14 protein-coding genes are annotated in these 24,178 nt (G+C 67.4%); 7 read left to right on the forward strand and 7 right to left on the reverse strand.

What is annotated here, in order from left to right; all coding sequences use genetic code 11:
* Window positions 1–5 precede the first annotated feature (5 nt).
* Window positions 6–3,053 carry a diguanylate cyclase gene (locus ABQ039_RS15960; RefSeq protein ID WP_374057811.1) on the reverse strand — a complete coding sequence of 1,016 codons (3,048 nt, stop codon included), beginning with the start codon at window positions 3,051–3,053 and terminating at the stop codon, window positions 6–8.
* A gap of 232 nt (window positions 3,054–3,285) precedes the next feature.
* Between ABQ039_RS15960 and ABQ039_RS15965 the strand changes: the two genes are divergently transcribed.
* The 3 genes from ABQ039_RS15965 to ABQ039_RS15975 all read left to right on the forward strand — a co-directional run bounded on the left by ABQ039_RS15965 (window position 3,286) and on the right by ABQ039_RS15975 (window position 6,127).
* On the forward strand, window positions 3,286–3,939 hold the full coding sequence (locus ABQ039_RS15965) for a TetR/AcrR family transcriptional regulator (protein ID WP_065032828.1): 654 nt from the start codon (window positions 3,286–3,288) through the stop codon (window positions 3,937–3,939).
* 128 nt (window positions 3,940–4,067) lie between these two features.
* Window positions 4,068–4,724: a protein-L-isoaspartate O-methyltransferase gene (locus ABQ039_RS15970; protein WP_024938983.1), complete on the forward strand. Its 657-nt coding sequence runs from the start codon at window positions 4,068–4,070 to the stop codon at window positions 4,722–4,724.
* Window positions 4,725–4,744: 20 nt separating this feature from the next.
* A complete protein-coding gene (locus ABQ039_RS15975; protein ID WP_102580728.1) occupies window positions 4,745–6,127 on the forward strand; it encodes a TolC family outer membrane protein in 1,383 nt (460 codons plus the stop codon).
* A 576-nt stretch (window positions 6,128–6,703) separates the two neighbouring features.
* Here ABQ039_RS15975 and waaA read toward each other — a convergent pair.
* Complete coding sequence (waaA, locus tag ABQ039_RS15980) at window positions 6,704–8,020, reverse strand: lipid IV(A) 3-deoxy-D-manno-octulosonic acid transferase (RefSeq protein WP_039514563.1); 1,317 nt, start codon at window positions 8,018–8,020, stop codon at window positions 6,704–6,706.
* Window positions 8,021–8,096: 76 nt separating this feature from the next.
* Between waaA and ABQ039_RS15985 the strand changes: the two genes are divergently transcribed.
* Entirely contained in the window at window positions 8,097–9,017 is a 921-nt protein-coding gene (locus tag ABQ039_RS15985) for an LpxL/LpxP family Kdo(2)-lipid IV(A) lauroyl/palmitoleoyl acyltransferase (RefSeq protein WP_104571392.1), read from the forward strand.
* Between the two features lie 61 nt (window positions 9,018–9,078).
* Here the strand turns inward: ABQ039_RS15985 and ABQ039_RS15990 are convergent, their stop codons facing one another.
* The 3 genes from ABQ039_RS15990 to ABQ039_RS16000 are packed head-to-tail and all read right to left on the reverse strand — an operon-like array spanning window position 9,079 to window position 11,714.
* A complete protein-coding gene (locus ABQ039_RS15990) occupies window positions 9,079–10,413 on the reverse strand; it encodes an O-antigen ligase (RefSeq protein ID WP_184611303.1) in 1,335 nt (444 codons plus the stop codon).
* Window positions 10,394–11,506, reverse strand: coding sequence for a glycosyltransferase (locus ABQ039_RS15995; protein ID WP_184611305.1), 1,113 nt, complete (start codon window positions 11,504–11,506; stop codon window positions 10,394–10,396). Before ABQ039_RS15995 ends, ABQ039_RS15990 begins: the two co-directional genes overlap by 20 nt.
* A gap of 10 nt (window positions 11,507–11,516) precedes the next feature.
* Entirely contained in the window at window positions 11,517–11,714 is a 198-nt protein-coding gene (locus ABQ039_RS16000; protein ID WP_016902555.1) for a zinc-finger domain-containing protein, read from the reverse strand.
* A 317-nt stretch (window positions 11,715–12,031) separates the two neighbouring features.
* Here ABQ039_RS16000 and ABQ039_RS16005 point away from each other — a divergent pair, with 317 nt between their 5' ends.
* Window positions 12,032–15,394: a GH92 family glycosyl hydrolase gene (locus ABQ039_RS16005; RefSeq protein ID WP_184611307.1), complete on the forward strand. Its 3,363-nt coding sequence runs from the start codon at window positions 12,032–12,034 to the stop codon at window positions 15,392–15,394.
* A gap of 326 nt (window positions 15,395–15,720) precedes the next feature.
* Here ABQ039_RS16005 and ABQ039_RS16010 read toward each other — a convergent pair whose 3' ends face one another.
* Both ABQ039_RS16010 and ABQ039_RS16015 read right to left on the reverse strand, forming a co-directional pair.
* The gene (locus ABQ039_RS16010; protein ID WP_104542332.1) at window positions 15,721–18,030 is read right to left on the reverse strand and encodes an NADP-dependent malic enzyme; all 2,310 of its coding nucleotides are present in this window, start codon (window positions 18,028–18,030) and stop codon (window positions 15,721–15,723) included.
* A gap of 198 nt (window positions 18,031–18,228) precedes the next feature.
* Window positions 18,229–19,575, reverse strand: coding sequence for a dicarboxylate/amino acid:cation symporter (locus tag ABQ039_RS16015; protein WP_016902552.1), 1,347 nt, complete (start codon window positions 19,573–19,575; stop codon window positions 18,229–18,231).
* Between the two features lie 286 nt (window positions 19,576–19,861).
* Between ABQ039_RS16015 and ABQ039_RS16020 the strand changes: the two genes are divergently transcribed.
* Together ABQ039_RS16020 and ABQ039_RS16025 are read left to right on the forward strand one after the other, a co-directional pair.
* Entirely contained in the window at window positions 19,862–21,034 is a 1,173-nt protein-coding gene (locus ABQ039_RS16020) for an OprO/OprP family phosphate-selective porin (protein WP_016902551.1), read from the forward strand.
* A 202-nt stretch (window positions 21,035–21,236) separates the two neighbouring features.
* Window positions 21,237–23,885 (forward strand): PAS-domain containing protein, encoded by a 2,649-nt coding sequence (locus tag ABQ039_RS16025; protein ID WP_349778671.1) that lies wholly within the window; start codon window positions 21,237–21,239, stop codon window positions 23,883–23,885.
* Window positions 23,886–24,178: the final 293 nt, after the last annotated feature.

Below are 24,178 nucleotides of genomic sequence, written 5' to 3' on the forward strand. Positions count from 1 at the left end.
CAGCCTTATTGATCCACCAACCGATCGCGCCCCAGCCGCTTGGCGTGGTACAGACGGCGGTCTGCCAGCGCCAGCAATTCGCGCCGGCTCGGTGCCTCATCGCTCATCGCCATGCCCATGCTGGCGGTGCAGCGCACCGTCGTGCCCTGCGTCTGGACAGCGATCGCGGCGAGCCGCTGGCGCATGCGCTCGAACAAGGCGCGCGCCTGTGCCGCGTCCACACCCACTGCCGCGAGCAGAAACTCTTCGCCACCGTGGCGCGCGGCAAAGCACTGCGCCCGATCCTGTTCGCTGAGTGCTTCGCCGATCGCGGACAGCACCGCGTCACCGACCTCGTGGCCGTATTCGTCGTTGATGTGCTTGAAATGGTCGATATCCATCAGCACCAACGCCAACGGGGCGCCACCGGCGTGCGCATCGTCGAACCATTGCTGCAGGACCCGCTCGGCCTCGCGGCGATTCGGCAGGTCGGTCAGCACGTCATGGCTGGCGCGGTATTCGAGCTGGCGCATCAGCGCTTCGCGCTCCTGGCTGGCCTGCTGCAGCGCGAGGTTCTTGTCGCTCAGCTCGCGTGTGCGTGCGTCGATCACCGTATTGAGCTGGCGCTGACGGCGGCGGTAGTTGGCGGTACGCCACAGATAAAACCCGTAGATCAGGCTGCCCAGCCCGAGGATGCCCAGGGCGATCACTTCGCCACGCCGCCACCACGGCGGCGCCAGCGCGATCACCAGGCTGGATTCGCCCAACAGCGCGGTCTGCCGCCAGTCCACCGGCAGCGACATCGCCTGGACACGGAAGCGGAAACGGCCCGGCGGCAGATTGGTGTAGACCGCCTCGCTGGCGCTGTCGGCGTCCACCCAGTCCGGGTCGAAGCCCTCCAGCCGGTAGCGGTAGCGCACCTTGTCCGGGCCACGGAAATTCAACCCGGCATAGCCGATGGCGATGCGCCTGGTCTCCGCACCGAAGCGATGCAGGCCAGTGAGCGGCTGCACCATGCCGTCGACCAGCAGGCGCTCGAACACGATCGGCACGCGATGGCCTTGCAAGGTGCCCACGCGCGCCGGATCGATCACGCCCAGGCCCGCAGCGGTGGGGAACAGCAGCTGCCCGGACTGCGTCATCCAGCCGGCCGGCGCGCTGCTGCCGTTGCCCTGATTGCCGGGCATGCCGTCGCTGCGATCCACCACCTCCACGCTCAACTGCTCGCGCGTCCCGGCATCGAGCTGGTCGAAGTCGCTGCGCGCGATGCGGAACACGCCATGGTTGCTCGACAACCAGAAATAACCGCGGCCGTCGTCGATCACCCGGAACACCTTGTCGCGCGGTAGCCCGACCCGGTGGTCGTAGACGCGAAAGGTCTCACCACTCAGCCGCAGCAGGCCACGATCGCTGGCGATCCACAGGTCGCCCTTGGCATCGCGCAGAAAGTCGAAGGCGTTCTGCCCGGGAAAATCCTGCTCGCCCAGCCATGCGCGCGTGCTGCCGTTTGCCGACAGCGCCGTCATGCCGCGATCGGTGCCGATCCACACGGTGCCCAGCGTGTCGCGATACAGCACCTGCACCGAGCCATCGGGTACGCCGTCGGCGGCGGTGTAGCGGCGTGCCTTGCCATCGCGCCAGCGCACCAGCCCGGCCGTGGTGCCGATCCATAGCGTCTGGCCATCCGGCAACACCGCGCGCACCGACAGCGACGGCAGGCCGTCGGCCGCACCGATGCGCGCCAGCACGCGACCTTGCGCATCCAGCCGCACCACACCCTGGCTGTAGGTGCCGGCCCAGACGCCGCCATCGCCGGCGTCGGCCAGGGCCAGCACCGACTGCTCCAGCACGCGTCCGCCCTGGTTCGGCACCACCGACACGCGACTGATCTGACGATCGCGCCAGCGGTCCAGGCCCACCGCGCTGCCCACCCACACGGTGCCGTCGCCGGTCTGCAACACCGTGCGCACATAGTCCGAGGCCAGCCCGTCCTCGTGGGTGATGCCGTGCGCGGCGCCCTCGGCAATGCGGAACAGGCCGTGCGTGCTGCCGACCCAGATCAGGCCCTCGGCGTCTTCCAGCAGCGCCGGGCTGGCCACTCCTGAAATGGCGATCTGTTCGTCGGGCGCATTCGCACCGCTGTGGACCACCAGCGTGCCCGAGGGCAGGCTCATCCACAGATGTCCGCGCCGGTCCAGCAGCAATGCATCCACGCGCTGGCCCTGGCGGAACCGCTGCAGGCCGCCGCCGCGGCTCCACCACCACACGCCGTCGTCGCCTGCAACGAGCAGGCCGCCCTGACGATCGCCGGCCAGCCGCCGCACCGGTGCGGCGCGCATCCCATGTGCCTTGCCCCAGGCCTCGGCTGCGCTGCCGTCGCGGGGCAGACGATAGAGCCCGACTTCGGTACCCACCCATAAATCGCCACTGCCCTCGGCCGCCAGCGCGGTGATGCGCGCGCGCGGCAGGCCGGCCTGGCGACCGACGTCCACCACCCGCCCATCCGGCTCGATGCGGTACAGCGTCTGCGGCGTGCCGACCCACAGCGCGCCGTCGGCGCGTCGCAGCAGCGCACTGACCGCCAGGTGCCGCGCCGAAGCGTCGCCCAGTTGCTGCCAGTGGCCGTCCTGGTAGTGGTAGACCCCGTCGAATGCGGTGCCGAACAACATCCCGCCGGTGCTGTCGCGTATCACCACGAACACGCCTCCCAGCTCGACGCCCGGTGTGTTCTGGCGGTCATACACGGTGAAGTCGCGGCCGTTGAAGCGCGCCACGCCTTCCCAGGTGCCCAGCCAGATCAGTCCGTCGGCGCCCTGCGCGACCGCATGCACCAGGTTGTGCGGCAGGCCGTCGTCCATGCTCCAGCGCGTGACGGTGTGATACGCGGTATGGGTCGGCGGCTGGGCGCCGGCCGGCCACACGCCGAGCAGGATGCAGGCCAGCAACGCCCATCGCCACAGCAGCCCGGTCCGCCGCACGCATGTGCTGCGGACGCAGCCTGTATGCGCATGCGCCCCGACCCTGTCCACGCTCTCCCATCCCCTCGTCGTGCCGGCAAAAGAGGCTGCCGACATGCGCCGACAGACCGTTAGTCAATCTATCACCGGGGGTTTTTCGGCGCCCTAGGTGGATTCCCCACAAGGATGGGACGCACCATGACACCGGGAGGCATTCAGTTGAAACAATTATTGGCCATCACCAAGCGGGGGCGCAGCTAACGCGGTGGCGCGATCTTTCCTGAGTGCTTCAAGGCGCAGCGCGGGCGGCGAGTATAAATATAGAACCCGATGGTCTAGTATTGGCGGCATGTCCAGCTCGCCCCCCCTCAAGTCCAAGGCCAAGAGCAACGGCCCTGGACGGCCCAAGGATCTTGGGAAACGCGCCGCCATCCTGGGCGCTGCCCGCACCATGTTCATGGAGCAGGGGTATGCCGGTGTCAGCATGGATGGCATCGCCGCGCAGGCGGGCGTGTCCAAGCTCACCGTCTACAGTCATTTTGGCGACAAGGAGAGCCTGTTTTCCGAGGCGATCCGTGCGCAATGCCAGCACATGATGCCGGACGACCTGTTCGACCACGCCCCCGAGGGCGCGCTGCGCGATCAGCTGATCGAAATCGCTGACGCCTTCTTCGCCATGGTCAGCACCGACTCGGCCATCGCCACCCACCGCATGATGATGGCGCCGGGTACCGGCGATGTGCATGTGCGCGAGATGTTCTGGGACGCCGGCCCCAAGCGAACCCAGCAGGCGCTGGCCGACTTCCTGTCCGCGCGCGTGGCCGATGGCCAGCTGAAGATCGACGACGTGGCGCGTGCAGCCTCGCAGTTCTTCTGCCTGCTCAAGGGCGAGCTGTATGCGCTGATGATGTGCGGCCTGCATGGCCAGCCCACCCGCGCGCAGGTGGACGAGCACCTACAGGCCAGCGTGGATTTCTTTTTGAGGGCGTATGCGCCGCGCTGACCGCCCCCGGCCTTTGGTGGCGATGACTTCCGGCACTGCGCCGTTTGGCGGCGCGCAGCGATGCTAGATGCGCCAGTTGCCCCGTGCACCGGTAAAATGCCTGCCCCACCGCGTTGGATAACCGCACCATGACGATCGATTTCTCCCAGGCCCGCGAAAAGATGGTCGAACAGCAGATCCGGCCATGGGACGTGCTGGACCTGCGCGTGCTCGAGGTGCTGGCGCGCCTGCCGCGCGAAGCCTTCGTGCCCGAGGCCTACAAGACCCTGGCCTATGTCGATGTGGAAATCCCGCTGTCGGCCGGCCACAAGATGATGAAGCCGGTAGTGGAAGGCCGCATGTTGCAGGCGCTGGATCTGCAGCCGGGCGAAGACGTGCTGGAAATCGGCACCGGCAGCGGGTTTTCCACTGCCTGCCTGGCCGCGCTGGCCCGCGAAGTGCTGAGCCTGGAGATCGACCCGGCACTGGCCGCCGCTGCACGCGCCAATCTGGATAGCAGCGGCCTGGGCAGCAATGTGCGGATCGAGACCGCCGACGTGTTCGGCTGGCAGAGCGAGCGTCGCTTCGATGCCATCTGCGTGACCGGCGCGGTCGAGTCGCTGCCGACGCAGTGGCTGCAGTGGCTGCGCCCGAACGGCCGGCTGTTCGTGGTGCGCGGTCACGATCCAGTGATGGAAGCGGTCCTGGTCCGTGGCGACGTCAACGCGCCGCGCATCGAATCGTTGTTCGAAACCGACCTCGCCTATCTCCAGGGCGCCGCACCGACGCCCCGATTCCAATTCTGATTCCCAAGGAAGCTTCCCCGATGATCCGCCGATCCCTCGTCCTGGCGCTGGCCGCCGCCCTGTCTCCGATGGCTGCGAACGCCACCGATCTGCTGCAGGTCTACGAAATGGCCCGCAACGGCGATCCGCAGCTGGCAGTGGCCGAATCCACTCGCTTGGTCAATCGGGAAGGTCAGGTGCAGGCGCGTGCGGCGTTGTTGCCGCAGTTGGACGGCACCGCCGGGTACACCCAGTCGCACCGCGAGCTGGAAGGCGTGGATGGCCGCTCGACCACCAAGCAGCGTCAGTACGCGATCCAGGGCAACCAGACCATCTTCAACTGGGCGCAGTTCGCCAATCTGCGTGCACAGCGCGAAGTGGCCAAGGCGGCGGACTTCACGCTGGAATCGGCCAACAACGACCTGATCACCCGCACCTCGGCGGCGTATTTCCAGGTACTGGTCGGCATCGAATCGCTGGCGGCGGCAGAGACCAACGAAGCGGCCGCCAAGAAACAGTTCGACTACGCCGACAAGCGCCTGGAAGTGGGCCTGGCCCCGATCACCGACGTGCACGAAGCGCGTGCCCAGTACGACCAGGCGCGTGCCGATACGATCAATGCGCGCAACACGCTGAAGGATTACTACCAGGCGTTGACCGAGCTCACCGGCCAGCCGGTGGTCAGCCTGCGTGCACTGCCGGAAGAGTTCCGTCCGGAAGTACCGGCCGCCTATGCCAACGTCGATCAACTGGTGGCCACCGCCATCGCCGACAATCCGGCGTTGAAGGCGCAGCAGTTGCAGGTCAGCGCCGCCGAGGCGCAGGTCAATGCCGCGCGTGCGGGCCACTACCCCACCTTGAACCTTGGCGCCAATATCGGCCGCACCAACAGCTGGGGAGGCGCAGGCACCGTCGACCAGGCGGCCGGCAACTTCACCACCAGCGGCCGCGACATCGATACCGATTCGATCGGCATCACGCTGTCGATTCCGATCTTCGCCGGCGGCGCCACCCAGTCGGCCGTGCGTCAGGCGCTGTCGCGTCGCGATATCCAGCAGGACACCTACGAGCAGCAGAAGCGCGCGCTGGATCGCAACACGCGCAATGCCTACCAGACCGTGGTCGCCGGCATCAGCGAAGTGGAAGCACGCCGCCTGGCCGTGGTCTCCGCACAGGCCGCATACGACGCTTCGCAGGTGGGCCTGGAAGTCGGCACGCGCACCGTGCTGGACGTGGTGCAGAACCAGCGCACCTTGTTCCAGGCGCAGTTGAACTATGCGCAGTCGCGCTACAACTTCCTGCAGAACCGTCTGCTGCTGGGCCAGGCGATCGGCAAGCTCGACATCACCGACCTGCAGGACGTGAACCGCCTGCTGTCGCAGGATGCCGAGTCCAAGCTGCAGGGCAGTGGCTCGCTGCAGTAATGCGGGCGGATAGGTAACTAAAAAGGCGGGCGCAGGCCCGCCTTTTTTATGTCCGATGCACACGCGTACCTGGCTGCGTGCGATCCCTGCGATGACTGCGGCATTAGCCGCTGATCTGCGACTTGGCTGCAGGGCCCTTGCCCGCCCACCATCGCGGGACACGCCGCAAGTAGGTCCCAGTAAGCTCTTACGCGGCCTCCATGCCGCGTCAGGTCCCGCGACGGTGAACGGGCAAGGACCAGTCGAGATGGTCGGCGTGCAGGTTTGCAAGCAATTTCGACAAAGCAACCGGCGAACTCTCTGCTGCGGTGTCCTCGCCGGTTGCGGGACCGTATGGCGGCAGGGATGCCGCCACAGAGCCTCCACGGACCGATTCACGGCGTGTCCCGCGAGCGGCGAGGACACCGCACGCTCGACCAATGCGGCTTGAGACTCTCCAGATGACGCCCAAAGCGGCTGATCACACGACTGCGCGATCGCCACGCCCTGTTGGCACTCCAAGGCCGTTGGCTGACGCGCATTAGCGTGACTGCGGCAGGATCACTGCAATGCTGCAGTGCAGGCGCAGTGACATCCTCAGGACGCCGCGCCCTCGCTCACCACCGGCGGCAGGTCCGGCGCGATCTGCACCAGCGTCCGCGCCACCGCGCCCTTGCCATTGGCGACCAAGGCCAGCCCCGCCGCGGCCATCGCCTCGCGTTGGGCAGGGTCGCCGAGCAGGCGCGCAAGATCGTGGTAGACGCTGTCGGCATCGTCGCAGATGGCCACCGCATCGGCCTCGCGCATGCGCCGCGAAATCTCCGAGAAATTGTGCAGATGCGGGCCGGTGACCGCCGGCGTGCCGACCGCCGCCGGTTCGAGCAGATTGTGCCCGCCGATCGGTTGCAGGCTGCCGCCGACGAAGGCGACCTGCGCGCAGGCGTAGAAGCTCATCAGCTCGCCCAGGGTATCGATGACAAACACCTTGTCGCGCGCCTGCGGCCATTGCTGGCTCTTGCGCGTGGACACGGCCCAGCCACGCTCGCGCGCCACGGCCTCGACCTTGGGAAAGCGCTCCGGGTGGCGCGGCGCCCATAACATCAACAAGTCAGGAAACTGCAGCAGCAGGCGCGCATGGATGTCGGCCACGGCCGCTTCCTCGCCTTCGTGCGTGCTGGCGGCAATCCACACCGGCCGCGTTGCCGGCACATGCGTATGGAACTGCGCGACCAGCGCCTGCAACTGCGCAGGCGCGGCGATATCGAATTTGAGATTGCCCAGTGCGATCACCTGGTCGGGCCGCGCACCCAGCGTGATGAAGCGTTCGGCATCGTCGTGCGACTGCGCCGCCACGCAGGTGACGCTGCGCAGCGCGCGGCTGATCAACGGCGCCAGCAGGCGATAGCCGCGTAGCGAGCGCGCCGACAACCGCGCGTTGAGGATGTACACCGGAATCCTGCGGTCGCGGCAGCCGAACAACATGTTCGGCCACAGTTCGGTTTCCAGGATCAACGCCAGGCGCGGCCGGAAATGCTCCAGGAACCGGCCAACGCTGCCAGGTACGTCATAGGGCAGATACACGTGGTCCACCGCATCGCCCCAGACCGCGCGCACGCGCTCGGAGCCGGTGGGGGTGATGGTGGTGATGACCCAGCGGATATCCGGACGCTGCGCGCGCAAGGCATTGACCAGCGGCGCGGCGGCATTGACCTCGCCCACCGACACCGCGTGCACCCATACGCGCGGGCGACCGCAGGCATGCGTGTAAGAGGCATAGCGCTCGTTCCAGCGGTTGAAGTATTCGCGCACGCGAAAACCGCGCCACACCAGGTGGTACACCGTCACCGGCAGCAACAGGTACAACAGCGCCGAGTACAGTCCGCGCAACAGCCATTCGATCGGGTCTTTCCGCATCGCTGCAGGATACGGGAGCGTTGCGGCGTGCGCATGTGCACGCCGACGCGCGCGCGTGATCCCTTAGAATTGACGCATGTCCGAACCCGCCAACGTCGCTGTCCGCCCTTCCCTGCGCAACCCCAGGCACTGGCCGATGTATCTGGCCCTTGCCGTCATGGTGATCGCCGGGCGCCTGCCCTGGACGCTGCAGCGCGCGCTCGGCCGTGGCGTGGGCTGGATCGCGATGCGCCTGGCCGGCACACGTCGGCGCGCTGCCGAGGTCAACCTCAAGCTGTGTTTTCCCGAACAGGACGATGCCTGGCGGGCGCGGCTGTTGCGCGACAGTTTCGATGCGCTGGGCGTGGGCCTGTTCGAATTCGCACGTGCCTGGTGGGGCAGCATCGATGTCATCCGGCCGGGTGTGCAGGTCGAAGGGCTGGAACATCTGCAGCGTCTGCAGGAACAAAAGCGCGGCGTGTTGCTGGTGTCCGGCCACTTCATGACGCTGGAGATGTGCGGGCGGCTGCTATGCGATTACGTGCCACTGGCCGGCATGTACCGCAGGCATCGCAACCCGGTGTTCGAGTGGGCGGTCAAGCGCGGGCGGCTGCGCTATGCCACGCACATGTTCGCCAACGAGGATCTGCGCGCCACCATCAAGCACCTCAAGCGCGGCGGTTTCCTGTGGTACGCGCCGGATCAGGACATGCGCGGCAAGGACACCGTGTTCGTGCCGTTCTTCGGGCATCCGGCCTCCACCATCACCGCCACCCACCAGTTGGCGCGGCTGACCGGCTGCGCGGTGGTGCCGTACTTCCATCGGCGCGAAGGTGGCCGCTACATCCTCAAGATCGCACCGCCGCTGGCAGACATCCCCTCCGACGATGTGATCGCCGATACCGCGCAGGTCAATGCGGCGATCGAGGACATGGTGCGCGAGGCGCCGGACCAGTACCTGTGGATCCATCGGCGCTTCAAGCGCCAGCCGGGCGGGCGCAGCGAATTCTATCGCTGATGTCGGCGGGCCTCATGCCTGCGCTGCGTGCAGAAGCCGCAACGCACGGATGTGCGGCGGGTCAGCGCGGCGGCGGCTGATCTGCGTCGTCGTTGAGCAAGGCACCGGCATACAGGCCGGCCAGCATCAGGCTCAGCCCGCCCCAGAAGCTGGAATAGAACGCCAGATGCGTATTGAGCGGGAACACGGTTGCCACCAGCGCGATCATTGCCGGGCGTGCCTGCGCGCGCGCGGCCAGGCTGGAATAGCGCCACGCGCGCCAGGCCTGGGCCGCACCGGCCAGCCACAGCAGCAAGCCGATCACCCCGGTTTCGGCCAGGATTTCCAGCACGATCTGGTGCGCATGGAAGGCCGGCCCGTCGCCCCATGCCGGCGCCTGCGCGGGGGCCGGATTGCAGGCCGGATACGCCTGCCGAAATCCGCGTGCGCCCACGCCATTGAGCGGATGCGCGCGGATCATGCACAGCGCCGCGCCCCAGATCTGCGCACGCCCGGACAGGGCCTGGTCGACGCCCTGCTCGCCGTCGCCGAAGGCCAGGGCGGTGCGCTGGATGCGCTCGCGCGCCTGCGGCGCCACCGCCACCACGCCGGCCGCCAGCAGCGCGCCGATCAGCGCCACTCCCAGCAGGCGACGGCCATCCAGCAACTGCCAGCCGGACAGCAGCACGATCACGCCATAGGTGATCCACGACGCCCGCGAACCGGCCAGCACCAACACCACCCCGACCGCCGCCGCAGCGCCTGCCCAGGCCCAGGCATGGCGCCGGCCCAGCGCCAGCAACAGGAAGGGCGACAGGCTGGCCAGGGTCTGGCCGAACTTGAGGTTGCACGGCCCCAGCACGCCGCTGAGGCGGTCGACCAGGGCCAGCTCCTGCGGTGTGCACAGGCCATGCCCGCTGATCAGCTGCTTAATCTGATCCAGGCCGAAGAACAACGGGCTGTTGCCGAACGCGGCCTGCAGCAGCGCATCCAGCGTCCACACCGCGCCGATCACTGCCAGGCCGGTGAAGGTACGCCGACGCCGCTGCGCATTGGCCACCGCGATCGCGCACAACCACATGAAAGGCAGATAGCGCAGATCGGTGGCCGACTTGCGCAGCGCGCGGCCCACGTCCACCGCATCGAACGCCGACAGCATCTGCGGCAACCAGTACGCGAAGAACAACACACTGGTCAGCGCCCAGGCCGCACCGCTGAGCAGCCGGGTGCCGCCGCGGAAGCGCGCATGCAGCAGGCGATACGCCGCAAACAGCGCGCCCAGTGACAACACCGTCTCGGCCAGCCCGGGCGTGGGCCACAGGGCAACGAACAGGATCACCCACAGCGGCGCCCAGCGACCGGCATCGGGCGTCAGCACGGACGCGGGAGGGATGGCCTCAGCGGCGGAGTTCGTCATAGACCTTCAGGGTGGCCGCTTGCATGGCCTGCAACGTGTAGGGAAGCACGGCGGGCGCTGTCGGCGCCTGCTGCAACAAATGAAGCGCCTGGGTGCGCAAGGCAGCGGCATCGAAGGCCGGCACCGCGCCGCCGGGTTGCAACTCGGCCAGCAGCTCGCCGACGCCGCCATGCGCCCACCCCAGCACCGGCCGGCCTACCGACAAGGCCTCCACCACGGTGCGGCCGAAGGCCTCGGGTTTGCGCGACAGCTGCAGCACCAGATCGCTGGCGGCGTAGGCCTCGGCGATGCGTGCGGTGGGTTCGGTGAAGGCGACCGCCTCGGCCACGCCCAGTCTGGTGGCCTCGGCTTCCAGCTCGCGCAGATAGGTTTCGCGGCCCGGCTCGCGCGCGCCCGGCAGCCACAACCAAGCCGCCACGCCGGCAGCGCGCACGTCGGCGAGCAGTTGCAGACCGTCGGTGTGCCCCTTCAGCCGGGTACCGCGCCCGGGCAGCAGCAGCAGTGGCGCATCGGCCGGCAGGCCGGGCAGCATGCTCTGTGCCCAGGCGCGCGCGCGGCGATCCGGATGCGGGCGACGCGGAAACTGCGCGATATCGACACCGCGCGGTATCGTGCGCAAGCGCGCGCTGTCGGTCTGCGGATAGTGCGTGCAGACGTACTCGCGCACCGTCTGCGACACGCAGATCACCCGCTCGCCGTAGGTCATCACCGCGCTGTAGCGGCTGGGCGAGTTGAGCCCGTGCACGGTGGTGACAAAGCGCGGCCGCGTGGCCTGCGGCATGCCGCGCAACGCGTACCAGCCCAACCAGGCCGGCAGGCGCGAACGCGCATGCACGATATCGGCACCCAGTTCGGCGAACAACCGGCGCAGGCCGATCACGTGGCGCAAGGTCAGCAGCGACTTGCGCCCGATGTCCAGGGTGAGATGTTCGCCGCCCGCCTCCAGCAGCGGCTGGACCAGGCGACCGCCGGCCGACACCACCACCGCGCGGTGGCCGGCGCGCACCAGCGCGGCGGCGATTTCCAGGGTGGAGCGCTCGACGCCGCCGGACTGCAGCGCCGGCAGCAGTTGCACCACGGTCAGGCGGTGCATCCGGCCAGGATCAGTCGGCGAGCACGAACAGCGCGCCGCAGTACGGGCACTTGGCTTCGCAGTTGGGCTCGTCTTCGATCGGCAGGTATACGCGCGGATGCGAGTTCCACAACGCCATCTGCGGCGTCGGGCAGCTCAGCGGCAGATCGCTGCGATGCACGGTGTAGCGCGATTCGGCATTGGCGGGCGCGGTGGCGGTCTGGCTCATGGCGGCACGATCGTAGAGGCAAAGGCAGAGCGCGGATTCTAGCAGCCTGCGTGGTGATCGGCCCATTGAGCGGGCGACGCCGGTTCGGGTGGCGATGGTCTCGGCGCCAGCGCGGGCGCCGGCAACCTCGAGAGATGCTCAAGATCCAGCAGAGCCCGGCCCCCCTACAGGCACGGCAGCGCCACCCCAGCCGGACATCGCGCTTATCATCGCCTGACCATGGCGCACCGCCCCGCGCCTGCGCCCCGTGTCCGGATCGCCCGCAGCACTCGGCCGGACCTGCCCTGCGGCATCGCACCCTAAGGAGACATCGCCACGTGACCTCGTCTGTTGTGCTGTTGCACCCGCGTGAGCTGTGGCTCCGGCTGGTTGTCGCCCTGGGCTGCGCTGCGCCGCTGTCGGTGAGCGCAGCAATTGAGTTTTCGAGTTCGTTCGAGCCCGGGCAGCCGTTGCCGGTGAGCGCAGCGGCAGGCGATGTGCAGATTGCCATCGGCACCGGCCCGGCCGCGCCATATGCGGCCAAGCCCAACGCCGGCTACAGCGGTGCGCATGCATTGCGGTATCAAAGTCATGCTGCAGGTGGGCGGCGCACCCTGTTTACCGCCGATGTGCCGATCGGTGCCGATACGACGCTGTCGTGGCTGGTATTGCCGGAGAGTGTGGGCGGCGAGCATGTGGCATCGACCTATGTGTCACTGGATCTGCTGCTGGACGACGGCACGCGCGTGTCTGCCAGCGCTGCGCGGGATCAGCATGGCGTCGCGCCAGCTGCGCAGGCGCAAGGCGAGTCGAAGACGCTGTATCCGCAGCAATGGGCGCGCAAGGCGGTGCGGCTGGGCGACGTGCCCGGCCTGCGTGGCCGCCGTGTGCGTGCGATCGAGCTGGACGTTGCGCCGCCCGCAGGCGCGACCAGTGCCGGTTGGATCGACGATATCGCGCTTGCCGAGGTGCCGCTGACGCCGGCAACGCGTCCGTCGGATTGGGTGCTGACCACGCGCGGCACGCAATCCAATGGCACGTTCTCGCGCGGCAATAATTTCCCTGCAACGGCCGTGCCGCATGGTTTCAACTTCTGGACGCCGGTGACCGATGCGGGCACGCTGACCTGGCTGTATCGCTGGAACGAACATAACGATGCGGACAATCGCCCGCGCCTGCAGGCGTTGTCGCTCAGCCATCAGCCCAGCCCGTGGATGGGCGACCGCCAGACCTTTCAGGTGATGCCGTCGTTGGCCGCCGGCGTGCCGCCAGCCGATCGCAAACAGCGAGCACTGGCGTTTTCGCACGCCAATGAAACTGCGCGTCCCTATCGCTACGCGCTGCAGTTGGACAACGGGATCCAGGCCGAGATCGCACCGACCGACCATGCCGCGCTGTTCCGCTTTCGCTTCCCGGCACAGGGCGATGCCAATCTGGTGTTCGACAATGTGGACGCGCGCGGCGCGCTGCGCCTGGATGCGGCAACACAGACGCTCTCCGGCTACACCGATGTGCGTAGCGGGCTATCGACCGGGGCCACGCGCATGTATGTCTATGCCAGCTTCGACACGCCGTGGAAAACCAGCGGCCTGAGCGATACCGGCCGGCCCACCGGCTGGATCAAGTTCGATCCAGGCAGCACCCGGCAGGTGCAGATGCGCATTGCCACCTCGCTGATCTCGCTGGATCAGGCCAGGCACAACCTGGCCCTGGAAATCGCGCCGCAGGCAACATTCGAGCAGGTTGCCGCGCGTGCGCAGGACGCCTGGGATGCATTGCTGGGACGCCTGGAGGTGCCCGATGCCACCGCCGACCAGAAGACCACGCTGTACTCCAACCTGTACCGCCTGCACCTGTATCCCAACTCCGGCCATGAGAACGTCGGCAGCGCCAGCGCATCGGACTGGCGTTACGCGAGCCAGAGCAGTTGGTCGGACGACAACATCGATGGCAGCGCGGTGCGCAGCTTTGCGCCGATCCGCGATGGCCGGGTCTATGTCAACAACGGCTTGTGGGACACCTTTCGCACCGCGTGGCCGGCGTACGCCTTGTTCGCGCCCGACGATGCCGGTGCGCTGGTGCAAGGCTTTCTGGAGCAGTCGCGCGCGGGCGGCTGGGTGGCGCGCTGGTCGTCGCCCGGCTATGCCGATCTGATGGTCGGCACCAGTTCCGACGTGGCCTTTGCCGATGCCTGGCTCAAGGGCGTGCAGGGCTTCGATCCGCTCGAGGCGTATGTTGCCGCACGCAAGAACGCCACCGTGGTGGCGCCCGACAGGCACGTCGGCCGCAAGGGCATGGCGCGTTCGACCTTTCGCGGTTATGCCGACACCGACACCCACGAAGGCATGTCGTGGTCGATGGAAGGCGCGCTCAACGACTTCGGTATCGCCAACATGGCCGATGCGCTGGCCACGCAGGCGAAAACAGCCACGGCGCGCGAGCGTTACGCGACCGAGGCTGTGTATTTCCGTCACCGCGCGGCGGGCTATTCGGCCTTGTTCGATCCGGCGATCGGGTTCTTCCAGGGCCGCACCCCGGACGGCAACTGGCGCGTGGACGCGGCACGGTACGATCCGCGCGTCTGGGGCCACGATTACACCGAATCCAGCGGCTGGACGTTTGCGTTCACCGCACCGCACGATGGGCAAGGCCTGGCCGCGTTGTATGGAGGACGCGCCGGTCTGGCAGCGAAGCTGGATACGTTCTTCGCCACCCCCGAGACCGCCGAGGCCAGGTTCGCCGGCTCTTACGGCTCCACCATCCACGAAATGACCGAAGCGCGCGACGTGCGCATGGGCATGTACGCGCACAGCAACCAGACCGCGCACCATATCCCGTGGATATACCTGTACGCCGGGCAGCCGTGGAAGACGCAACGCCTGACCCGCGAGATCCTGGCGCGCCTGTACCTGGGCAGCGAGATCGGCCAGGGCTACCCCGGCGATGAGGACAATGGCGAAATGTCGGCGTGGTATCTGTTCGCAGCGATGGGCTTGTATCCGTTGCGCATGGGTACGCCGGACTATGTGATCGGCTCGCCGCTGTTCACGCACGCCAGCCTGCGTTTGCCCAATGGCCGGACGCTGACGGTCAATGCGCCGCAAAATTCGCCGCAAAACGTGTACGTGCAATCGCTCAAGGTCAACGGCAAGCCCTGGCGCAAGACCTGGTTGCCGCATGCAGACCTCGCCAGGGGTGCGACGCTGGACTTCGTCATGGGGCCGACGCCCTCGCGCTGGGGCACCGGGCCGGACGATGCGCCGCCATCGCTGACGCCTGCGGGTGAACGCCCTGCCCCCTTGCGCGATGTGCTCGGAGACACGGCGCGCATCACCCTGGCCGATGGTGGCGATGTCGCTGCGCTGCATGACGACGATGCGGGGACGGTCGCTGCAGTTGCATCGGCATCAGCACTGACGTTCAGCGGCATGGCGCGCGGCACGCCGACGCTCTACACGCTGACCAGCGGCAACGCGGCGATTGCGGCAAGCGGATGGACGCTGGAAGCGCGGACGGCCGATGGTGCCTGGAAGGTGGTCGATCAGCGCCGCGAGGAAACGTTTGACTGGCCATTGCAGACGCGGCCGTTTCGCATTGCCTCCCCGGGTGCGTATGCCGAGTATCGGCTGCGATTCAGCGCACCTGCGAAACTGCAGCTGGCGGAGATCGAGTTGCTGGGGGCTGAGCCCGCGGCGCGTTGAGGCGCCGGTCTCGTATCGCTGATCGCGCTGCTTTCTGCAGGCAGGCGACTGCAGGATGCAGGCACCCGCTCACGCGATCGACGGAATTGCACGGGGCTGCCGGAGCGGGGTTTTACTGCAAGGTCAGCAGCGCTGGTAACCGTCCCCTCACCCCAACCCCAACCCCCGCTCCGCGCGCCGGCCCGCGCTTGCGGCGCGGGCGCTTCAAGGCACGCGTGCCAGTGGCGCGCAAGCAGTGCCTTGTCGCCCCGATGGGAGAGGGGCGTTGGCGCGGCACGTGGGGTGCCGCTAACGGATCGGTCTTTGATGTTTCCCGGTGGGGGATCTCAATCGCTATTTCTTTCGCTGGCGGTCTTCTCGGCATCGCGCTGCCGGCGGATCTGCGCATCCACCGCCGCGATCGCGGTCATGTTCATCACCCGGCGCGAGGTGGCGCTGGTGGTGAGGATGTGCACCGGCTTGGAGATGCCCATCAGGATCGGGCCGATCGCCACGCCGTCGGTGAACACGCGTACCAGGTTGTAGGCGATGTTGGCCGCTTCCAGGTTCGGCAGCACGAACAGGTTGGCGCGGCCCTTGAGCGTGCTGTTGGGCATGATCTGCTTGCGCAGCGCCTCGTCCCAGGCGGTGTCGCCCTGCATTTCGCCGTCGATGTTGAGCTCGGGCTTGCGCTTGAGCAGGGCTTCGCGCACCTGGCGCATCTTCAGCGCATCGCGCGAGTCGTGGCTGCCGAAGTTGGAGTGCGACAGCAGCGCGATATTGGGCTCGATGCCGAACAGCTTGAGGCGGTACGCAGCCTGCAGCGTCGCCTCGACCACCTGCTCGACGGTGGGGTCTTCCTGCACATGCGTGTCCAGGAAGAAGAACACGCCCAGCTGGTTGATCACGCCGGTCATCGCCGAGGTGGAGCTCACCCGCGGCTCCAGCGGAATCACGCTGCGTGCGTAGCCCAGCTTCTTGTGAAAGCGGCCGACCACGCCCGACAGCATCGCATCGGCTTCGCCACGCGCCACCATCACCGCCGCGATCAGGGTCGGACGCGAGCGCATCAGTTCCTTGGCGGCGGTGACGGTCACGCCGCGACGCTCGGTGAGCGCGTGGTAGTACTGCCAGTATTCGTTGAAGCGGGGGTCGTCGAGGATGTTGGTAATCTCGAAATCCACTCCGGCGGTCAGGCGCAGGCCCATGCGCTCGATGCGCGCCTCGATGACGTCCGGGCGGCCGATCAGGATCGGGAACGCCAGGCCTTCGTCGACGACGTTCTGCACCGCGCGCAGCACCACTTCCTCTTCGCCCTCGGCATACACCACGCGCTGCTTGTCGGCGCGCGCGCGGTCATAGACCGGCTTCATCATCAGGCTGGTGCGGTAGACGAACTGGCCGAGCTTGTCGCGGTAGGCCTCCATGTCGGTAATCGGGCGCGTGGCCACGCCCGAATCCATCGCCGCCTGCGCAACGGCGGACGACAGCTCCACCAGCAGGCGCGGGTCCAGCGGACGCGGAATCAGGTATTCCGGGCCGAAGCTCGGGGTCTCGCCGCCGTAGGCCGCGCCCAGGTCGGAGGCCTCGCGCCGCGCCATCGCCGCAATCGCCTTGACGCAGGCGATCTTCATTTCCTCGTTGATGCCGGTGGCGCCCACGTCCAGCGCGCCGCGGAACAGGTAAGGGAAGCACAGCACGTTGTTGATCTGGTTCGGGTAGTCCGAACGGCCGGTGCCGATGATGCAATCCGGACGCACCGCCTTGGCCGCTTCCGGGGTGATTTCCGGGTTGGGATTGGCCAGCGCGAAGATCACCGGCTGGCGCGCCATGCTGGCGACCATCTCCGGCTTGAGGATGCCGGCCGCCGACAGGCCCAGGAAGATGTCCGCACCCTCGACGATCTCGGCCAGGGTGCGCTTGTCGGTGTCGCGCGCGTAGCGCTGCTTGTCCGGGTCCAGGTCGGTGCGGCCGGTGTGGATCACGCCGTCGCGGTCCAGCGCCAGGATGTTCTCCGGCTTCAGGCCCAGCGAGACCAGCATGTTGACGCAGGAGATGCCGGCCGCGCCCATGCCGGTGGTGGCCAGCTTGACCTCTTCGATCTTCTTGCCGGTGACCACCAGCGCGTTGAGCACGGCGGCACCGACGATGATCGCGGTGCCATGCTGGTCGTCATGGAACACCGGGATGTTCATGCGCTCGCGCAGCTTGCGCTCGACGATGAAGCACTCCGGCGCCTTGATGTCTTCCAGATTGATGCCGCCGAAGGTCGGCTCCAGGCTGGCGATGATGTCGACCAGCTTGTCCGGGTCGTTCTCGTTGATCTCGATGTCGAACACGTCGATGCCGGCGAACTTCTGGAACAGCACGCCCTTGCCTTCCATCACCGGCTTGGAGGCCAGCGGGCCGATGTTGCCCAGGCCCAGCACCGCGGTGCCGTTGGTGATCACCGCCACCAGATTACCGCGCGCGGTGAGCTCGCTGGCCTGGGTGGGTTCCTCGACGATCGCCTCGCAGGCGAAGGCCACGCCCGGCGAATACGCCAGCGACAGATCGCGCTGGGTCAGCATCGGCTTGGTCGCGGTGACCTTGATCTTGCCGGCCGGCTGCTGGCGGTGGTAGTCGAGGGCGGCCTGTTTGAAGTCGTCGTTGGACATCGGCTGTGTGGGTCTCGAAGGCGCAGGAGGGCTGAATTCTACCCTCCTGCCTGAACAAGGGCCTGTCGCGCAGCTGTCGGCGTGGCAGGAAGATCGCAGGCTGCAGCGCGTCGTGCGCGGCGGCCAGGGTGGGCTGGAAGCGGAAACGGCCCTGCACCCCGCCGGCAGCGCCGACGGAATACAGGGCCGTAGGAAGCATCAGCGTGCGCTGATCGGGGCGACGACGTCGGTCGAGGCCACCGGTGCCTGCAACGGCGGCGAGCCGCCATCCAGCACCAGCTTGAGCTGGTCGCGGTCCAGCGCATTTTCCCAACGCGACACCACCACGGTGGCAACCGCGTTGCCGATGAAGTTGGTCAGCGAGCGGCACTCGCTCATGAAGCGGTCCACGCCCAGGATCAGCGCCATGCCGGCCACCGGCACGTCCGGCACCACCGACAGCGTGGCGGCCAGGGTGATGAAGCCGGCGCCGGTCACGCCGGCCGCGCCCTTGGAGCTGAGCATTGCCACCGCCAGCAGGGTGATCTGCTGGCCCAGGCTCAGGTCCACATTGGTGGCCTGGGCGATGAACAACGCGGCCAGGGTCATGTAGATGTTGGTGCCATCGAGATTGAACGAGTAGCCGGTCGGCACCACCAGGCCCACCACCGACTTCTCGCAGCCGGCCTTCTCCATCTTCTCCATCAGCGACGGCAGCGCCGACTCCGACGAGGAGGTCCCCAGCACCAGCAGCAGTTCGGCCTTGAGGTAGCGGATCAGCTTGAGCACCGAAAAGCCGCACAACCGGCACACGATGCCCAGGATCACCAGCACGAAGAACAGCGAGGTCAGGTAAAACGACCCCACCAGCCAGGCCAGGTTGACCAGCGATTCCACGCCGTACTTGCCGATGGTGAAGGCGATCGCACCGAACGCACCGATCGGCGCGGCCTTCATCAGCATGTGCACCAGGCGGAACACCGGCGCGGTCAGCGCTTCCAGGAAGCTCAGCACCGGGCGGCCACGCTCGCCGACCAGGGCCAGCGCGATCCCGAACAGCACCGCCACGAACAGCACCTGCAGGATGTTGCCATCGACGAAGGCGCTGACCAGCGTGGCCGGGATGATGTCCATCAGGAAGCCGACCAGGCTCAGCTCGTGCGACTTCTGCACGTAGGTATTGACCGCGCTCTGATCCAGCTCGGCCGGGTTGATGTTCATGCCGGCGCCGGGCTGCACCACGTGCGCCACGATCATGCCCACGATCAACGCCAGCGTGGAGAAGAACAGGAAGTAGGTCATCGACTTGGCGAAGACCCGGCCCACCGTCTTGAGGTGGGTCATGCCGGCGATGCCGGTGACGATGGTCAGGAAGATCACCGGGGCGATGATCATCTTCACCAGCTTGATGAAGGCATCGCCCAGCGGCTTCAGGCTTTCGGCGAAGGCCGGCTCGAAGTGGCCCAGCAGGGCACCCAGGACGATCGCCACCACCACCTGGAAATACAGCTGACGGTAAAACGGGACGGGCGCCGGCAAGGGGCCGGCAGGCTTGCTAATGTGCATGACGCCACTCCGAGGGAACATAGAGGGTGCCTGAGCAGGTACCCGGTGCGGGCATTCTGGCCGTACGTCACAGCCCGAGCCGATAGCCCATTGGTACTACGCACTGTCCCCGGGCTGAACGTCGCCTTACACTTCAGCCGCGCCACCACCGGCCGTTAATTCCGTTTAACGCAGACACCGATTCCTGTGTTGTTGGCCGTCCGGAACCTGCGCGCTTGCTGAAGCTGTTCAGTGCGACCGCCATGGCAGAACGCCCGGCCCCTTCTCCTTGCCGAAGACCACACCTATGCGCCTCAATCCGCTCGTTCTCGCGTTGGCCATCGCCGCCGCGCCCGCTGCCGCCAATGCGGCCACCTCGCTGGAAAACTGGCCCACCAAGTACACCTTCGGGGATGGCACCGAGCTCGGCCTGACCGGCAACTATGCCTACGACGACAACAACTTCTCCGGCGACGACCGCCTGGAAGACCGCACCGACTTCCGCCGCAAGGAATTCGGCGCCACCCTCAAGAAGAAGGGCGTCTACGACGCCATGGTGTATTTCGACTTCGAGTCCAAGCTGTGGCTGGACGTGTTCTTCCGCGTCGAGACCAAGGCGCTGTTCGGCCAGGACTACGGTCGCGTGCGGATGGGCTACATGAAGGTGCCGGTGGGCCTGGAAGCGGTGCAGAGCTCGCGTGCTGGCAGCTTCATGGAACTGGGCCTGCCGATCCAGGCGGTGTTCCAGGGCCGTCGTACCGGCGTGGAATGGACGCTGGAGCGCCAGCAGTACCTGCTGCAGGCCGGCGCCTACGGCGGCAAGGACCTGCAGGGCGACAACCCGGGCACCACCCAGGCCGTGCATGCCGCCTGGACCCCGTTCAAGGCCGAAGGCAACGTGCTGCACCTGGGCCTGGCCGGTTCGGTGGAAAACCCGCGCGGCTTCAGCGACGGCCGCGGCGTGTCGTTCAGCCCGCGCGTGCGCCTGCGTGCCCGCCCGGAAGCCGGCCTGACCGACGTGCGCCTGATCGACACCGGCACCATTCTCGATGTGGACCACGTGATCCGCGCCGGCGTGGAAGCGGTGTGGATCCACGGCCCGTTCTCGCTGCAGAGCGAAGCGCTGCGCGCCGAGGTGGCGCGTAACGACAACCTGCCGCATTACATCGCGCAGGGCCAATACCTCTATGGCACCTGGACGCTGACCGGCGAGTCGCGCAGCTATGCCGGCGGCGTACCGGGCAACATCAAGCCGGCGCACGACTACGGCGCGGTCGAGCTGACCGCCCGCTACAGCCGCCTGGATCTGGAAGACAACCGCGTCAGCGGCGGGCGCCAGCACGACACCACCATCGGCGCCAACTGGTACCTCACCAGCCACTTCAAGATGCAGGCCAACTACAGCTGGGTGGATGCCACGCGCAACGGCGTGCATGAAACCCCGCATGTGATGGAGCTGCGCGCGCAGGTGCAGTTCTAAGCCTTATCGCGCAACGCTGACCCAGGCCTGGTCGGCCGCGGCTTGGCTTCGGTTGACCGCTTCAACGCGGCAACCTGGCCGCTCACGCAGCATGCAGCCCACTGCGGCCGCTTCCTTCCGGGGATGCGGCCGCAGTTGTTTTTGGAGGCGCCGTGGCGGCGATGGCTGCACGATGCATCGGCGCACCGCCATACTTGTCGGCATGTACGCCTCGCAACGCCGCCGTCTGCTGCTCACCCTGACCATCGTGTTGGGCGGCATGCTGGTGGCCATGCTGGCGGCCGGGCATTTTGTCGAACAGAACGCCCTGCACGAGGAAAGTGCCACCGTGCGGCGCCAGCTGCGCCTGTACGCGCAGGCCCTGCAGCAACGCATCGATCGCTATCGCACGCTGCCGCAGATCCTGGCGCTGGACCCGGAACTGCGCGCGGCCGTTTCCGGCCCGCTGTCGCCCGCGCAGGTAGAGCGGCTCAATCGCAAACTCGAGCGCGCCAACAATGTCACCCAATCCTCCACGCTGACGCTCATCAACCGCGACGGCATTGCGCTGGCTGCCAGCAACTGGCGCGCAGCGCGCAGCAACGTGGGCGTGGACTACGCCTTCCGCCCGTATTACCAGCAGGCATTGGCCAACGGCAGCGGCAGTTTCTACGGCATCGGCATGACCACCAGCGAACCGGGCTACTTCCTGTCGCAGGCCATCGTCGATGCCGGCGGCCAGGTGCAGGGCGTGGTGGTGATCAAGATCGCGCTGGCCGCGCTGGAACGCGAATGGCTGCAAACCCCGGACATCGTGCTGGCCTCCGACGCGCATGCGGTGGTGTTCCTGGCCAGCCGCCCGCAGTGGCGCTACCGCATGCTGGCCCCGCTGAGCCTGCGCGACCGCAGCGAATTGCGCAGCACCCGCCAGTACGCCGACCAGGGCCTGCTGCCGCTGCGGCGCCGGCTGATCGAGCAGACCGGCAACGGTGGCGTGCTGGCCGAGGTCAGCGACCCACCGCTCGCCGGCCCGGTGCTGTGGCAGACCCTGGAGGTGCCCGAAAGCGGCTGGCGCCTGCATCTGCTGCACGACACCCGCGCCAGCGCAGCGGCCGGCCGCGCCGCGGCGATTGCCGCGGCCGGTGCGTGGTTGGCACTGGCCTTGCTGTGGTTGTTCGTGCAGCAGCGGCGGCGCCTGTCCGCGTTGCGTCAGCGCAGCCGGCACGAGCTGGAAACGCTGCTGCAACAACATGCCGAAGAACTGCGTACCGCGCAGGATGGCGTGGTCACCGCCGCGCAACAGGCCAACGCCGGTCTGAGCCGCAGTCTGGAACACCTGCCGCAGGGCGTGGTGGTGATCGACGAGGCGCTCAATCTGGTGGCGTGGAATTCGCGCTATGTGGAGCTGTTCCGCTTCCCGCCCGAACTGCTGAAGATCGGCCGGCCGATCGAAGACCTGTTCCGCTTCAACGCACGCCGCGGCCTGCTCGGACCGGGGCCGATCGAAGCGGCGATCGAACGCCGCCTCAATCATCTGCGCAGCGGCAAACCGCATATGCGCGAGAGCGAAAAGGAAGACGGCACCGTGCTGGAAATCCGCGGCAATCCGCTGCCCGATGGCGGATTCGTCACCAGCTATGCCGACATCACCAGTTACAAGAACGCCGCGCGCGAGCTGCGCTCGCTGGCCGATGCACTGGAACACCGCGTGGCCGAACGGACCCGCGACCTGGCCGCGGCCAAGCGCGAGGCCGAGAGCGCCAATCGCTACAAGACCCGCTTCGTCGCCTCGGCCGTGCACGACCTGCTGCAACCGCTCAACGCCGCGCGCATGTTCGTCTCGGTCCTGCGCGGACAGGTGGGCGAGCCCGGCAGCGCGCGCGTGGTCGACAACATCGAAGGCGCGCTCGCCGCGCAGGACGCCATCCTCAACAGCCTGCTGGACATCTCGCGGCTGGAGGCCGGCAGCCTGAAGACCCAGGTGCGCGATTTCGCCATCGCCCCGCTGCTGGAAACGCTGGCCCGCGAGTTCGGCATCCTGGCTGAAGACCGCGGCCTGGTGCTGGACTGGGTGCCCACGTCCGCGGTGGTGTTGAGCGATGAAAACCTGCTGCGGCGCATCCTGCAGAACTTCCTGTCCAACGCCATCCGTTACACCCCGCGCGGGCGGGTGCTGATCGGTTGCCGTCGTCGCGGCGGCTGGCTGCGCATCGAGGTGCACGACCAGGGGCCCGGCATTCCCGAGGCCTTGCAGGAAGAGATCTTCGAAGAATTCCGGCGCCTGGACGACGGCGTGGCCAACGACCGCGGCGCCGGCCTGGGCCTGGCCATCGTCGAGCGCATCGGCCGGCTGCTCGGCCACCGCATCGGCCTGCGCTCCTCGCTGGGCAGCGGCAGCGTGTTTTCGGTGACCGTGCCGCTGGGCGAACGCGCGGCCATCGTCAGGCAATTGCCGCCGCCAACCACCACCACCGCAGAAAACGCCAACGACCCGATCCTGCACGGCTGCCGCGTGTGGTGCGTAGACGACGACCCGCGCGTGTGCGAGGCCAGCCGTGCCCTGCTGGAACGCTGGGAATGCCGCGTGGACTTCGCCGGCGGACCCGATGAGGCATTGGCCGCCGCCAGCCCCGACGAGGTGCCGGAGCTGCTGTTACTGGATGTGCGCATGGGCGAGCACTACGGCCCCATGCTGCTGCCGCAGCTGGTGCAACGCTGGCAACGCGAACCGCGCGTGATCCTGGTCACCGCCGAACCCGACCCGGCGCTGCGCGAACACGCGCTCGACCTGGGCTGGGGATTCCTGACCAAGCCGGTGCGCCCGCCCGCGCTGCGCGCACTGGTCACCCAGATGTTGTTGCGGCGCGGATAGGTTGCCCGGCTGCCGGCACGGCATGCGGCCTAGCAGTTGATGCAGAGCGGAAGCACACGCGCTGCTCAGGACCGATCTGCGCATCGGCAGCTCGAGACAGCGTTCGTTTCTACGCCCTGGATCGATAAACGCCCACGCCTCGCGGACTCCCTGCATGCACCTGCTGCATGCCACGTTCGTCGCATCGCCGCCAGGTCGAGTCGAGCATTGCTCCGGGGCGGGTTGATGTTCAACGCGCATCAGTCGATGAGAAAGCAGCAATTATCAATGCCGGCCCGCTCCACCAGAATCGA

Source organism: Xanthomonas sp. WHRI 6108, from assembly GCF_040202385.2.
Lineage (GTDB): Bacteria > Pseudomonadota > Gammaproteobacteria > Xanthomonadales > Xanthomonadaceae > Xanthomonas > Xanthomonas arboricola.